4 protein-coding genes are annotated in these 15,836 nt (G+C 65.1%); 1 reads left to right on the top strand and 3 read right to left on the bottom strand.

The features are described 5' to 3' along the window. Positions 1-33: 33 nt before the first annotated feature. The 3 genes from AC1D05_RS08190 to AC1D05_RS08200 form a co-directional block, all read right to left on the bottom strand. Complete coding sequence (locus AC1D05_RS08190; protein ID WP_477439859.1) at positions 34-1,692, bottom strand: ABC transporter substrate-binding protein; 1,659 nt, start codon at positions 1,690-1,692, stop codon at positions 34-36. A 276-nt stretch (positions 1,693-1,968) separates the two neighbouring features. Then, positions 1,969-8,022 carry a translocation/assembly module TamB domain-containing protein gene (locus AC1D05_RS08195; RefSeq protein ID WP_477439861.1) on the bottom strand — a complete coding sequence of 2,018 codons (6,054 nt, stop codon included), beginning with the start codon at positions 8,020-8,022 and terminating at the stop codon, positions 1,969-1,971. 2 nt (positions 8,023-8,024) lie between these two features. Beyond that, complete coding sequence (locus AC1D05_RS08200) at positions 8,025-9,953, bottom strand: autotransporter assembly complex protein TamA (protein ID WP_477439863.1); 1,929 nt, start codon at positions 9,951-9,953, stop codon at positions 8,025-8,027. A 280-nt stretch (positions 9,954-10,233) separates the two neighbouring features. Here AC1D05_RS08200 and AC1D05_RS08205 point away from each other — a divergent pair, with 280 nt between their 5' ends. Then, positions 10,234-15,732 carry an alpha-2-macroglobulin family protein gene (locus AC1D05_RS08205; protein ID WP_477439865.1) on the top strand — a complete coding sequence of 1,833 codons (5,499 nt, stop codon included), beginning with the start codon at positions 10,234-10,236 and terminating at the stop codon, positions 15,730-15,732. Positions 15,733-15,836 lie beyond the last annotated feature (104 nt).

Raw genomic sequence — 15,836 nt, forward strand, 5'->3', positions numbered from 1 at the left:
AGAGGCTGAAGCCCCTTTCCCTTGTCTGTGCGATCAAGCCTGGTCGAGCCAGATCTTGCCGTAGTCGCGCTCGAAGGTCGGGTGCATCTTGTAGTTCTGCACCGCCTTGACCGAGTGGCTGTAGAGCTTGCGCCAGTAGGGTTGGATGATGATGCCGGAATCCTGCAGGATCTGCTCGATATCCTTCATCATGTCCTTGCGCTTGGCGGCGTCGGCAACGGCGAGCGCCGCATTGAGCTTGGCATCCCACTCGGGGTTCGACCAGCCAGCCTCGTTCCAGGCCTCGCCGGTGCGATAGGCCAGCGCCAGAACCTGGACGCCGAGCGGCCGCATGTTCCAGTTGGTCATCGACAGCGGATACTTCAGCCAGTCGTTCCAGAACGTCGAACCCGGCAGCACGGTGCGCTTCACCTTGATACCGGCGTCGCGCAGCTGCGCGGCGATCGCATCGCCGGTGTTCTTGTGCCAGTCCTCGTCGACGGTGATCAGTTCATGTTCGAAATCGGCCTGCCCGGCTTCCGCCATCAGCGCCTTCGCCTTGGCCGGATCACGGGCAACCTTGGGCAGCTCGTAATATTCCGGATGGATCGAGCAGACATGGTGGTTCTCGGCGACCGAACCGGCATTGCCGTAGCCGAGCTGCAGGACGACGTTGTTGTCGACTGCAAGCTGCAGCGCGTTGCGCACCTTCTGGTCGCCATAAGGCTTGTTGTTGACGTTGGTGCGGCAAACGATGGTCGAGGCGGTGACGACCTCGGACTTGACCAGGCTCATACCGTCGAGGATCGACACATAGTCGGCCGAGGTCTCGAAATTGGTGTGCACTTCGCCAGCTTCGAAAGCGCTGACCATGGCTGCCGGATCGGTGCCGTAGTCAATGAACTCCAGGCCATCGAGGAACACTTCGCCGTCCCACCATTTGTCGTCGGCGCGGCGCTTGTAGACCACTTTCTGGCCGACATCATAGGAGACGAGCTCGAACGGGCCGGTGCCGATCGGGCAGGCCTTGAAGTCGCCGCCCTTTTCGTCGAAGGACTTGTGGACGATGAGAGCAACATAGTCACAAATGCCGGGGATGATCGAGATGTCGGGCTTGGTGAGCGACAGCTTGACGGTCATGTCGTCGACCTTGGTAACCGCGCCTTCACGCAGCTTGCCCGTCTTGTCGTCGAACAGCGTGCCGAGACGGCCGGGCATGGAATTGCCTTCGGCGGCCTTCTCGCCCCAACGGTTGAAGTTGTGTACCACGTCATCGGCGGTGAAAGCATCGCCGTTGTGCCAGGTCACGCCCTTGCGCACATGCAGCGTGTACTGCGTGGCGTCGTCGTTGACGTCCCAGCTTTCCAGCAGATAGGGGCGGAACGTGTATTCGGTGGTGTACTTGACCAGTGGCTCGAGCGCCTGGCGCTCGGCATTGGCGATTTCTGACCAGTCGGCCTTGCGTGGGTCCTTCGGATCCTTGATCCATTGGGCGATCTTGAGAGTGCCGCCCTTCTTGCCCTTTACCTCATCCGCCTTTGCCGGCGTCGGGTCGGCGAGACCGAGCAGGCCATAGGCCATCGCCGTCGAGGCGCCGAAGACGCTGGCGAGCGCCAGGAATTCGCGGCGATCGACATTACCTGCCTTGGCTTCTTCGGCCATGGCCAGGATGTGATCCGGAACGCTGTCGCCATTACTCTTGTAGATTGTCATGACTAACTCCCATTGTTGGCTTTCCGCCGATTAACATTCCGCATCCAGGCCATGATGTCAAAGACGGCTTGGATTGGGAACATGTTTGCGAATGTGCAACTTTGAAAAGGGAGCGGTACGCGCGATAGCGACAGTCTTGACGCAAAATTGCTAGTGCGCCCAGATTCCGCCAAAATCTACTCAGGGCGATTAAACTGAGACATTGGCACGGGTTTCGACAGCGCCAGTGCTGGCCAGGATGAGGGCCAGCGCCTCACCCGGGATGAGGGCCAGCCCTCAATATTCCTTCTCGTAGAAGATGCCGCCCTTGGCCTCGCCGGCGTCCGTCGCCTCGCCGCGCAACTTGACGCCGCGCCCGACATTGAGGTCGATGGTCGCCTTGCCCGACCCTGGCTTGTCGCCCTTCTGGATGGTCACATAGGTGCGGTCGTTCAGGTACTTGCCGGCCGAGACCGCCGTTCCGCCCTGGCTGTCCGTGGTGACGTCGAGATCGTCGACGCCGATGGCGCTGCGCAGGTTCTCCAGCAGCGACGTCGAGCCGCCGACGCCGGCCAGTTGCCCGGCCGCCTCGGCCAGTTGCGCGATCTGCAGCGGCGACAGGTTCGACATCGAGCGGCCGAAGATCAATTGCGCCAGCACCTCGTCCTCGGGCAGCGCCGGCACCGAGGAGAAGGTGAATTTCGGATTGGTCGCCTCGCCCGACACGACGATGGTGACGGTGGCGCTGGTCGTCGTCGTCGTCGCGGTCAGGTTGAGGTAGGGCACCAGCGAGCCGGAGAAACCGACGGTACCCTCGGTGAAGGTCAGCCGCTTGCCGAGGATCGACAGCCGGCCGCGCTGCAGGGTGAAGGTGCCGACCGCCTGCGGCGACGACGCCGGGCCGGTCAGCCTGAGCGAGCCGCCGAGCTCGGCGTCGACGCCCCTGCCCTGGATGAAGATCTGGTTCGGCGCGTTGACGGTGACATCGAGCGCAAGCCCGCTGCCGCCACTCTTGCCTGAGGTTGTCGGCGGGCGTAGCGCCTTGTCCTGCGCCTTGACCGCGCCCGGTGCGTTCTTGTGCTTGACGTCGAGCGCCGAGAGCGAGCCCGGCAATTTGTCCGGAACCGTGATGACGGTCTTGGCGAGGTTGACGGTGCCGGCAATCGCCGGTGCTGATGTCAGCGGCCCCTTGATCGTCAGGTCGCCGCCAAGATTGGCGGTCACCACGCGCCCGTCCGTATAGCGGCCGTCGGTGAGCTTGATCGACAGGTCGGCCGGAAACCCTTGCGCCGGGTTGATGCCGACCGTGCCGCTGGCCGACAGGCTGCCGCGCGTCGACAAGGTTCCGGTCAGCCGGTTGATCCTGGCGACGCCACCGCCGATCGAGACATCGGCGGTGAGATCGTTGACGGCCAGCCCCGAGCGCGCATCGACCAGCCGCGCACCCGAGGTGCTGACGCTGCCGCCGATGACGGGCGATGTCGCCGGGCCGCGCACCTGGACATTGACGTTGGCGGTTCCCGTCAGCGCCAGGCCTTGCGCAGCCAACTTCTGGCTGAGCATGCCGAACGGCACGGCGCCATTGAAGTCGAGCACCAGCGCCGGCGTGCCCGCCGTCGTCACCGTGCCGCCGCCCTTGAGGCCAAGCCCGGCCCCGTCGCTGAGATTGGCGTTGAAGGTCAGCTTGTTGCCGGCAAAAGTGCCGGACGAGGAAACGCTCACCGCGCCGACACCGGCGCCTCGGGTCTGCGATGTCTGCACGCCGGCCGCGTCGATGTTGAAGGCAACGGCCGGATTGGCAGGCGCGCCGGTCACCTTGACCGTGCCGGAAATCGAGCCGGCGGCATCGAGGCCCCGCGAGAAACTGTTGGCAAGCGACATCGGCACCTTCGCCAGCGTCGCATTGATGTCGAGCGCCTGCCCGACCTTGCCGGTCACCGTCGCCGTGCCGCCGCCAAGATTGAGCACCAGCCGGTCCAGCGTCGTCGTGCCATTGGCGATGCTGACGGTCGAGGCCTGGGCGATCGCCGCCTTGATGCCCTGGACTGTCGCCTGGCCGGAAGCCAGCTCGATGGTGGTGGTGCCATTGGCCACTTTCACGCGGCCGGCGGCCTTGGCTGGAATGCCCTTGACCGTGGCGCCACCGGAAAAGCCGGTCCAGTCGCCGTCACGCTTCAAATCGACATTGATGCCGCTGATCACGGTGCCGCCCGATGTGACGGTGTCGGCGCGGATCTTGCCCGAGATCACCGGCGCGGCGAGATAGTTGGCGATCAGCGCGTCGATGGAAACGGCCTTCGCCTGCAAGTCGCCGCGCTTGATCGAACCGGTGGCCGCCTTGATGGCGACCTGGGGTGCCGCGCCGTTCTTCGAGAAGGCGATCGTGCCGCGCACGTCGCCCTCGGCCTTTTCCAGCGCCAGCGCGGCAAGTGGCCCGATATCGGGCAGGTCGAGAGAGATGGTGCCTTCAGGCACGAACTTGTCGTCCAGCGCCAGATCGCCGGAGATCTTGTTCTTGCCCAGCGACAGCAGCAGGCCGTTGATGGCGCTCTTGCCGTCCGCCGTCGCCAGCACGGCGCTGCCTTGCAAGGCCTGTCCCGCGACATTGCCGGTCAGTTGCACATTCGCCGCTGGGTTGGCGGCATCGGCCTTGCCGGTGGCGGTGAGCCTCAGTCCGGTGATCTCGCGCTCCGCCACCAGCAGCCGATCGCTGTTGATGGTCAGCGACAGATCAGGTGCGATGGCCGGCCCCTGCGCATTCAGCGCGAAGGCAATGGCGCCCTTGGCGTCCTTGGACAAGAGCGAGATGTCGCTCAGCACACCTTTGATGTCGGCGGCCAGCTTGTTGTCGGCAAGGCTCGCTTGCCCGCCGGCGGTCAGCGCACCAGAGGTCAGCTTCAACCCGTCTATATTGATACTGCCGTTGGGGTCGCGCTTCAGCGTGGCGCTGATCTGCGCGCGCTCGCCAAGCATGCCGCGCGCCGCCGCCGGCAAGGCCGATGATGGGGCATCCGCACTCAGCTTGAGATCGATGGCGCCGTCGCGCAGCGACACCTGGCCAGTGACCTGGCTGTTCAGCGCATCGCTTTTGAGCGAGCCGCTGTCGATGGCGACAGCGTCCGATGTCAGCCGGGCGTTGAGCGCGGCCGTAACCTTGCCGGCGATCAGCGGCGCGATCGCGGCATTGTCGAGCCCCACCTTGTCCACCGACACCGTGCCGGAAACCGGTCCGGCGCGATTCCTGAGATCGAACGCGTCCGAATGCAAGGCCAGGACAAGTCCGTCCACCTTGGCCGGGCTGGTGGTGACCGAAGGCAGGATCGCGGAGACATCGAGGCGAGCCTGCTTGCTATCGCCCGCCACCTTGGCCGACAAGGACTGGATCTCGATCTTCACCGGGCTCGCGGCACTTCCGAAAGTCAGCGGCAGGCTGGGGCCGGATGAGGTGAGATCGAGCGCAAAATCGCTGGCGCCGTTCGGATTGATCGTGCCGGTGGCCGTGCCGGAAATCTTGTCGCCGGACAGCGTCGCATGGTCGAGGGCGACGCCGCCTACCAAGGTATAGGTGCCAGCCGCATCGACCGCGAGCGGCCCGAGCCCGGCCTGGCGGGTCTGGCTGGTTTCGACGCCGGCAAGCTGCGCATTGAACTGAACGTCCGGAGCCGCCGGCGTTCCCTTCACTTGCGCCGTGCCGCCGAGCGTACCCACGGCATCGAGGCCGGGCACGAAATCATTGGCAAGCGCCGCCGGCAGCGCCGAGAATTGCGCGGCGAGATCGAGCGTCTGGCCGGCGCTGCCCGACAGCGTCACCGCGCCGCCGCCAATGTCGAGCGCCAGTCTCTCAATGCTGGTGGTGCCATTGGCGATGGTCAGTGCCGAAGGCCCGGCGATTGCCGCCTTGATGCCGCGGACCGTCGCTTCGCCCGAAGCGATCTCGACGCTGGTGGTGCCCTGGGCGATCTTGACCCGTCCGGCCGCGGTCGCCGGAATGCCCGCGATCGTCGCGCCACCGGTGAAATTGGTCCAGTCGCCGTCGCGCTTCAGGTCGACGCCGATGCCACTGATTTCGGTGGCGCCGGATGTGACCGAGTCAGCCTTGATGGCGCCCGAGATCGCCGGCGCCTTGAGATAGTTGGCAATCAGCGCGTTGACGGCGATCGCCTTGGCCGTCACCTCGCCGCGCGCAATCGAGGTGCTCTTGGCATCGATGGTGACTGACGGCGTCTCGCCGTCCTTGGCAAAGCCGATGGTGCCGTTGATGTCGCCGGTCACCGCCTGGCCGGCGAGCGCCGCCAACTGGTCGATGGCCGGTGCGGCGAGCGTCAGCGTGCCCAAAGGCATGAACTTGTCATCGAGCGCCAGGTCGCCCGAAACCTTGTTGTCGCCCAGCGAGACAAGGAAACCGTTGATCGAACGCTTGCCTTCGCTCGTGACCAGCGCCGCCTTGATGTCCAGCGGCTGGTCGTTGACGGTACCGGTCAGCGAAACATCGGCGGAGGGGCTTGCTATGTCGGCCTTGCCGCTCGCCGTCAGCTTGATCGCCTTCACCGTGCGGCCCGAGGCCGTCAGGCTGTCGCTGCCGGCGGACACGGTGAAATCCGGAGCCGAGCGCGGACCGCTTGCCGACAGGGCAAAATCGACGCCGCCGGCAACCGGCACGCCGACCATCGGCGACAGCACCGAAACGTCGCCCAGCGTGCCCTTGATGTCGGCCTGGATATCGGTTCCCTGCGCGCTGGCGGTGCCGCTGGCACTCAGCGACCCAGAGGTGAACGAGATCGAATTGGCGGCAAAGGAGCCCTGCGGGTCACGCGTTGCGGCAGCCGAGAATTTCACCCGCTCGCCAAGCACCGAGCTGATCTGCGGCGGCAAGGCGGTCGACACCGCGTCGGCATTCATCTTCAGCTGCATCGACAGATCCGCAAGCGCCACCGTCATGGTCAGCGAGGCGTTCAGCGCATCGGAGCGCAACGTGCCCTGGTCGATCGTGATGGCGTCCTTGCTGAGTGATCCCCCCAGGTCGACATCGACCTTGCCGGTGATCAGCGGCGCCAGCGTCGCTACGTCGGTCTTCAGCCCGCCCGCGGTCAGCTTGACGGCAAACGGCCCGGCGCGGTTCTGGATGTCGAAGCCGTCGGAGTGGATCTGCGCCGCCAGATCGTTCAGTTGCGTGCCGCCCGCCACCACCGAAACCAGCGAGGCACCAATGTCGATGATCGGCGCCCTGCCGTCGCCAAAGGCGCGAGCGGTGATGTCTCTGATGACCACCGTGATCGGCTGTGCCGCATTGCCCACGGTGATCGGCACGGGTGCGCCCTTGGCGGCGAGTTCAACCGACAGGTCGCTGGCGCCGGCGGGGTCGGCGATGCCGGTCGCGGTGCCATGTATGGCATCGCTTTCGATGTTGGCGCGGTCGACGCTGATGCCACCGGCCGATGTGGCGGTGCCGGCGACGTCGAAGCTGGTCTTGCCGGCAAACAGCGGCCGCAAATTTTCCGGCAGGAAGGGCGCGAACGCGCCGTCACCCTTGGCCTCGACGTGATTGCCCTTGTCGGTGAGCTGATGACGGCCCGTCAGCTGGGTGACGATCTTGCCGTCGACCGTGAACGTGGCGATGCCGTTCCAGTTGGCAAGCGGTCCCGTGCCCGAGACGGCTATGTCGACCGGCGGCGTGTCGGGCAGCTTGAGCAGATTGGCGATGATGCCGCCTGACGGCTCAGAAGCCTTGAGGTCGAGGTCGAGCCTGTTGTCATCAGGCGCAAAGTGGATCTTGGCGTCGACATTGCCCTGCTTGCCGTCATGGCGGGTGATGTTGAGCATGGTCTCGACCGCCAGCGGCGCGGCATCGGCCTTGAGCATTCCCTTGGCGGCGAGTTCGGCGATGCCGCTGCCGGCCAGTTGCTGACCAAGCGCGATTTCGGGCAGGTCGATCTGCCTGATATCGATGGAAACCGGCAACGTCGTCGTGCCGCTCTGCGCCGGCGGCTGCTGACCTGCCACCGGCAGCCGTGCCAGTTCGATGCGCTCGGCCGCGATGCGGTCCGCACTGAAGCTTTTCGACAACAGCGAAAGCGGCGACCAGTCGATGGCGACCTTGCGCGCCACCAGCCAGGCGCCTTGGCGGTCTTCCAGCACGACATGGTCGACGCTGAGCGCGCCGGACCAGATGCCGTCAATGCCGCTGACGGTGACCTTGCGATCGTCGCTCGAGGCGAGCCGCGAAATGATGCCGGCGAGATTGTCGCGTCCGCGCTCGGTCTTGGTCAGCACGACGAGCGCGCCGATGGCGCCCGCGACCACGATCAGCAGCGTGTAGAGGACAATGCGAAGGATGCGCCGGACCGTTTTCATCGTCAGAATGCCTGTCCGATGCCGGCATAGATGCCGAAATGCGGATCGCTGGGCTCGCGGTTGAGCGGCACGGCCGCATCGATGCGCAACGGCCCGAACGGCGTCACATAGCGCAAGCCGACGCCGGCGCCGACCTTGACGTCGGAGAAGTTGGGGACCGACTTGGTCGACACCGTGCCGGCATCGACGAATGGCACGATGCCGATCGTATCGGTGACGGCGATGCGCATCTCGACCGAGGTTTCGAAGAAGGACAGGCCGCCGATCGGCTGGCCGTTGAAGTCTTTCGGGCCGATGCCCTGATAGGCGTAGCCGCGCACCGAACCGCCGCCGCCGGAATAGAAGCGCCGGTCGGCCGGAACATTCTGCAGCCCGGTGCCGACGATCGAGCCGACGGCCACGCGCTCGGCCAACACGAACTTCGAGGCCGTATCCAGCGACTGATAGGCCGATCCCTCGCCCTTCAGCTTGAGGAAGGCCGCACCACTCATGATGTCGTAGCTCGGTTCAGCATAGGCCAGCACCCTGAAGCCGCTGGTCGGGTTCAGCCGGTTGTCCCGGTTATCGTAGACATATTGCAGCGGAATGCTGGCGATCAGGTATTTGTGCTTGCCGAAGGCGTCGTGGATGCGCGAGTAGTCGAGCGCGACCTCGGCCGAGACGGTCTGTTTCTTGTCGAGCTCATAGGACAGGCCGGTGCTGCCCTTGACCGAGAAATGGTCGTACGCGTCCGGATGTTCCAGCACGGTCTTCACACTGGCAAAGAATTTTGACGCAGGCCCGATCACGCCGGGTTTCTCGAACATGATGCCGGCATTGTAGTTCAGATCGGACAGATTGTTGCTGCCGATGCCGCTGATGGCACCGTCGATGCGCAGCTTTTCGGCGTGACCAAACAGGTTGCGGTGCCCCCAATAGCCTTCCAGGCCAAGGCCCTCGGTGTTCGAGAAGGTGCCGCCCAACCCAAAATAGCGCGGCTTGCGCTCGCTGACCTGGACGCCGATCGGGATGTTGCCGTCGGCGTCGAGCTTGTCGGCTTCCTTGAACGTGACGCTGTTGAAGACTTCGAGCGCCAGCAGCCGGTCGCGCGCGTCGCTGATCTCCTGCGGCGAGTACTGCTTGCCGCGTTTCAGCCCCGTCATGTATTCGGTGAAGTCGCGGTCGACCTTCTCGGTGCCCTCCACCGTGGTCGCGCCATAGCCGGCGACCGGCCCGGCGGCGACCGTCAGCGTCACGTCGAGCGTCGAGGTGGCATGGTCGGCGACGATCTGCCGGTCGGTAACCTTGGCCAGCGGCCTGCCCTGCTCCTTCAGCGTCCGCACGATCAGCGCCTCGGCCTTGAGCACCGCGCCGGACCCGGCGTCGCCACCCGATATCAGGCCGTAATCGGCGCTCATCAGCCCCGCCGCGTCGCCTTCCAGCCTGATATTGCCGAGGGTGAATTTGGGTCCTGCGGCGATGACAATCGCCACTGGTATCCGCTGCGGACCCTTGAATTCGGCGTCCGGCGGCAAGTCGTCGAGCGGCTTGCCGTCGATGGTGATGGTGACCACGCCTTCGTAGCGGGCATCGGCGTAGAGGGCGGCGACCAGTTGTTCACGGTCGCTGCGCGCCTTGGCCATCAGCCCGAGCGAGCCCGAGACCGGCCGATCCTCGTCGCCTTTCAGCGCCGAGGCGTTTTCGAGCTTCTTGACCAGATCCTTGTCAGCATCGGGCGCCGTGATGGTCACGGCATAGCGCAGCGGATCGACGATATCGGCGTCCTCGTCGTTGGACGAGCCCCACAGTTTGATGCCGAAAAGCTCGAACGCGGCCGCTGGCCTCGATTCGGCGGCCAGCGCGGTCGCGCACATCATGGCCAAAAGCAGGGCGCGCGGAAGAATGCGCCCTGGCGCGGTCCTTCCTGACATCTGCTTTTCATGCGCCGGCATTAAGACAACCTAGGTTACAAAACTAAAATTGGAATGAAGTTCTGAAGCGCTCGTAAAGGGGCCACAATCCAATTGTCTGAAATAGGACGGGCTTGGAATTCACACCTTCTGCGTTTCCGCAAGAAAGCGTGATCCCCTGTCCCGTGGAGGTTACTGTTCGCATACCGGTCCTTGGCCGGGAAATAAACCGTTGGCAGGCGGAACCTGCCGCGTCCGCGCGTTGACAAGCTTGACTGAAGCTTGAACATGCCCGGACGTCTGCACTTGTCTGGAGGGTGTTATGGCAATGCGCGCGGCTCGTGGTCTATCTATCCTTATCCTTCTTTTCTTTGCCTGGGCCAATGTCTTAGCCTGGAACAGCGTCGCGCAAGCGGCCGAGGCCCGGCGAATCGCAACATCAGACAATTCCGACTATTTCGGCTTTGACCTCAGATCCGACCAGAATGTCACCCTCGACCAGTGCAAGACGACATGCCTTGGCGATTCGGCCTGCCGCGCCTTCACCTACAACACCAAGGCCAAGTGGTGCTTTCTCAAATCCGACTACAACCAGCTGAAGCCCTTCAGCGGCGCGGTTGCCGGCAAGATCGTCAACATTGACGGCGATCCCGATATCGGCGCCCCGCCGGAACTCGCCTTCTTCCCCAACTGGATGGCCGATCAGGCCCAGCAATACCGCAACAGGCTGCTCGGCCCCGCCTTTGACAAGCCGACCGAGGGCATGGCGGCCCTGACCAACGCGGCCGAACAGGCCGTGCTGACCGGCGACCATCGCTCGGCCATGCAGAAATACGAAGCCGCGGTCTCGGTGATGCCCGACGATGGCCAGCTCTGGCTCAATCTGGCGCGCGAAACCCTTGCCGTGCAGCCCACGGCCGGCACCGCGGAAGTATCCACTTTTCCGATGAACGGCACGTCGGCTGCCTTCAATGCCTACAAGCTGCTGCGCACCACCAAGACGCGCGCCGACGTGCTGGCGCTGCTCGGCAACGGCCTCGACAAGCGCGATCTATACCGGCCTGCCCTGCAGGCCTATGAGGCGAGCCTCGCGCTCGTAACGTCCCCGGCCGTCCAGGCCGATTACGCCGACCTCAAGGCGCGCAAGGGTTTCCGTGTCGTCGACCACAGCGTCGATGCCGACACCAGCGCGCCGCGCATCTGCGCGCAATTCTCCGAGGAACTGGTCAAGACCGGCGTCGACTATGCGCAGTTCGTCACTGTCGACAACGCGCCGCCCAAGGGCGTCGAGGCCAAGGACAAGCAGATCTGCGTCGAAGGGCTCGAACACGGCCAGCATTATGACGTCACCTTCCGCGCCGGCCTGCCGGCGGCCATCGGCGAAGTGACCGCCGCTCCCGTGGTGCTGTCGATCTATGTGCAGGACCGCGCCCCGTCCGCCCGCTTCACCGGCGACAGCTTCGTGCTGCCGGCCGGCGCGCGCCGAGGCATTCCGGTCGTCACCGTCAACATGAACGCCGCCCAGATGAAGCTCTACCGCATCGGCGACCGTTCGCTGGCGCAGCTTCTGTCGGGCTATCAGTTCCTGCACCAGCTCGACAGCTATGACATCTCCAACATTTCCGAGCAGATGGGCGCGCCGGTCTGGCAAGGCCAGCTCGACATCGCCAACGACCTCAACAAGGAGGTCACCACCTCCTTCCCGGTCGACGAGGCGGTGCCGCAGCGCAAGCCGGGCGTCTATGTGCTGACCGCCCAGCCGGTCAACGACAAGAGCGACGACTATGGGTCGATGGCGACGCAGTGGTTCGTCGTCTCCGACATCGGCCTGTCCACCTATACCGGCCAGGACGGGCTCAACGTCTTTGCCCGTTCGCTGGGCTCGGCCAAGCCGATCGCCGGCGCCGAACTAACGCTGGTTGCCCGCAACAACGAGGTTCTCGGCACCGCGACATCGGATGCCGAAGGCCACGCCGTCTTCAACCCCGGCCTGACACGCGGCGACGGCGGCATGGTGCCGGCCGTGCTGATGGCCAAGCAAGGCGACAATGACTTCGTCTTCCTCGACATGTCCAAGGCCGGCTTCGACCTGTCCGACCGTGGCGTCACTGGACGCGCAGCGCCCGGGGCGCTCGACGTCTATGCCTGGACCGAGCGCGGCATTTACCGCGCCGGCGAGGATGTCCATGTCGCGGCCCTTGCCCGCGATGGCGCCGCCAAGGCGGTCGAGAACCTGCCGCTGACCTTCATCTTCTCGCGCCCCGATGGCGTCGAGGACCGCCGCATCGTCAGCGACGGCGCCTCGGCCGGCGGCCACGCCGTCGACCTGCCGCTCGAACCCAACGCTATGCGCGGCACGTGGTCAGTGTCGATCTACACCGATCCCAAGCAGCCGGCGGTCGCCAGCCAGATGTTCCTGGTCGAGGATTTCGTGCCGGATCGCATCGAATTCGACATGAAGGCCGACAAGCAGGAAATCGAGCGCGGCGAGACCGCCAACATCAACATTGACGGCCGCTTCCTCTATGGCGCGCCGGCGGCGGGCCTGGCCCTGGAAGGCGAGTTGACGCTGTCGACGGCGCGCGACTGGGACCGCTTCCCCAACTTTTCCTTCGGCCTCGCCGACGAGCAGTCGGCGGAGCCCACCGTCACGCCGCTGACCAACCTGCCGGTGGTTGGCGATGACGGCAAGGCGACCTTCCCTGTTACCGTCGACCAGTTGCCCTCGACCACCAAGCTGGTCGACGGCAAGGTGACGGTGCGCATGCGCGAAACCGGTGGCCGCGCCATCGAGCGCTCGCTCAACATCGGCATCCGCCCGCAAGGCCATATGATCGGCATCCGTCCGGATTTCGCCGACGATGAAGTGCCGCAGGGCGGCACGGCCAAGTTCAGCCTGATCGCCGTCGATCCCTCCGGCAAGCGCGAGGCGCTGAAAGGCGCGCAGTGGACGCTGGTCAAGGTCGAGCGCAATTACCAATGGTACCGCTCCAACAATTCGTGGAGCTACGAGCCGGTCACCTTCACCAAGTCGATCGCCAACGGCCAGATTGACCTCAACGCCGATGGCGACGCCACGGTCTCCGTACCGGTCGATTGGGGCCAGTACAGGCTCGAGGTTGAAACCTCGGCCCCCGAGGGTCCTGCCACCAGCTACGAGTTCGACGCCGGCTGGTATGTCGCCTCGACCACCACCGAGACGCCTGACGGCCTGGAAATCGCCCTCGACAAGGACAATTATGCCGCGGGCGAAGTGGCCAAGCTGAAAGTCTCGCCGCACTTTGCCGGCGAACTTCTGATCAATATCGGCTCCGACAAGCTGCTGAAGACCATCACGGCGACCGTGCCGGCCGGCGGCAGCACCGTCGACATTCCGGTCGGCGACGACTGGGGCGCCGGCGCCTATGTCACGGCAACCCTGTTCCGGCCGGGCGATGCGCAGGAGACGCGCATGCCGGCCCGCGCCATCGGCGTGAAATGGCTGACGGTCGATCCAGGCTCGAAGAAGCTCGCCATCACCTTGACGCCGCCGGACAAGACAGTCCCGCGCCAGCAGCTGTCGATCCCGGTTTCCGTGGCCGGCGTACAGCCGGGCACCAACGCCTTTGTCATGGTTGCCGCCGTCGATGTCGGCATCCTCAATTTGACCAACTACAAGGCGCCGGACCCGGAGAACTGGTTCTTCGGCCAGCGCATGCTGGGCATGGAGATCCGCGACATCTATGGCCGCCTGATCGATGGCTCGCTCGGCACCACCGGCAAGCTCCGGACCGGCGGTGACGGCGCCAACATGCAGGCGCAAGGCAGCCCGCCCACCGAAAAGCTGGTCGCCTTCTTCTCGGGCCCCGTCCAGCTCGATGCCGACGGCAAGGCACGGATCGACTTCGACATCCCGCAGTTCAACGGCACCGTGCGCGTCATGGCCGTCGCCTGGACCAAGGAAGCGGTCGGCCATGCCCAGTCCGACGTGATCGTGCGTGATCCCGTGGTCATCACCGCCGGCCTGCCGCGCTTCCTGGCGCCTGGCGACGCCGCCGTCATGCGGCTCGACGTCGCCGACACCGACGGTCCTGCCGGCGACTATGCCTTCTCGATCGACACGACGGGCGACCTGTCGACCGGCGACAAGCCGCTGCCCCAAAAGCTGACGCTCGCCCAGGGCAAGCGCCAGACGCTGACCGTGCCGCTGATCGCAAAGACGGCGGGCAATGCGTCGCTCACCATCAAGCTGGCGCACGCCGACGGCACCAAGGTCGAGCAGACGCTCTACGTGCCGGTGCGGCCGGCGCAATTGCCGGTCACCACGCGCCTTGTGGTCGACCTCAAGGGCAATGGCGGCGCGCTGCGCGTCGACAAGGAGCTGCTGGCGGCAAGCCTGCTTGAGGGCGCTTCCGTCAGCGTCGGCGTTTCGCAGGCCGCAGCCTTCGACGTGCCTTCTCTGCTGATGACGCTCGACCGCTACCCCTATGGTTGCGCCGAGCAAACCACAAGCCGCGCCATGCCGCTTCTCTACGTCAATGAGATGGCCTCCGGCATCGGCATGGAAAGCGATCCCGACCTGCATGGCCGCATCCAGGACGCGATCTACAAGGTGCTGAGCTACCAGTCCTCGAGCGGCAGCTTCGGCCTGTGGGGTCCGGGCTCCGGCGATCTGTGGCTCGATGCCTATGTCAGCGAGTTCCTGACCAGGGCGCGCGAGCAGAAATACGATGTGCCGGCGCTCGCCATGAACCAGGCGCTGAGCAATCTGCAGAACTCGCTCGGCTACGACCAGAGCGTACAGGACCGCGGCAGCGAGATCGCCTACGCCCTCTACGTTCTGGCCCGCAACAAGAAGGCCTCGATCGGTGATCTGCGCTACTACGCAGACACCCAGCTCGAAGCCTTCTCGAGCCCGATGGCCGTTGCCCAGCTGGCGGCGAGCCTTGCGCTCTACGGCGATACCCAGCGCTCGGAGGCGACGTTCAAGACCGCGCTGCAACTCGCCAAGTCGCAGACCGACTACGACTGGCATCGCTCCGACTACGGCTCGGCGCTGCGCGACGGCGCGGCGATGCTGTCGCTGGCGGCGGAATCGAAGCCGGTGTCGACGATCGTGCCGGAACTGATCAAGCTGGTGACCAGGGAACGCGCCGAAGTCCGCTGGACCAGCACCCAGGACGATTCCTGGATGCTGCTGGCGGCCCGCGCGCTGAAGGAAGGCAATGACTCGATCACGCTGACCGTCAATGGCGCGCCGCATTCGGGCGGCTATTCCAACCAGGTCAACGGCTCCGAGCTGGTCGACAGCCCGCTCGAAATCGCCAACACCGGCAAGACCCCGCTGCAGGCCGTCGTCACCACCGTGGCGTCGCCGATCCAGCCGCTGCCGGCCGGCGGTGACGGCTTCACCATCGACCGCACCTACTACAAGCTCGATGGCACCGAAGCCAATGTCACGGAGGCCACCCAGAACGAACGCTATGTCGTCGTGCTCAAGGTCACCGAACAGAACAGCTGGCCGTCGCGCCTGCTGGTCACCGACCTGTTGCCCGCCGGCTTCGAGATCGACAATCCCGGCCTGGTCTCCAGCGCCCAATTGACGAACTTCTCCTGGCTGGCACAGACCGACGCCGCCCATCTCGAATTCCGCGACGACCGTTTCGTCGCGGCGTTCAACCCGGCCGACGGCGATCACGACCACAATCTGACGCTCGCCTACGTCGTGCGCGCCGTGACGCCGGGCACCTACGCCCACCCAGCGGCAACGGTGGAAGACATGTACCGGCCGCAATATTCGGCCCGCACCGCCACCGGCATGATGGAGATCAAGGCGCCGTAAGGCGCCGATGACGACGATCATGCAAATGGCGATTGCGCTCACCACAGCTTCCTTCTCCCCGTCCAAGGACGGGGAGAAGGTGCCGGTCCACCCTCCGCAGCTGC

The sequence above is a fragment of the Mesorhizobium sp. P2_E9 genome, assembly GCF_056403815.1.

Bases quoted from the DNA above. Each gene is read 5' to 3' on its own strand.
- AC1D05_RS08190 (WP_477439859.1), bottom strand. From the start codon at position 1,692: ATGACAATCTACAAGAGTAATGGCGACAGCGTTCCGGATCACATCCTG.
- AC1D05_RS08195 (WP_477439861.1), bottom strand. From the start codon at position 8,022: ATGAAAACGGTCCGGCGCATCCTTCGCATTGTCCTCTACACGCTGCTG.
- AC1D05_RS08200 (WP_477439863.1), bottom strand. From the start codon at position 9,953: ATGCCGGCGCATGAAAAGCAGATGTCAGGAAGGACCGCGCCAGGGCGC.
- AC1D05_RS08205 (WP_477439865.1), top strand. From the start codon at position 10,234: ATGGCAATGCGCGCGGCTCGTGGTCTATCTATCCTTATCCTTCTTTTC.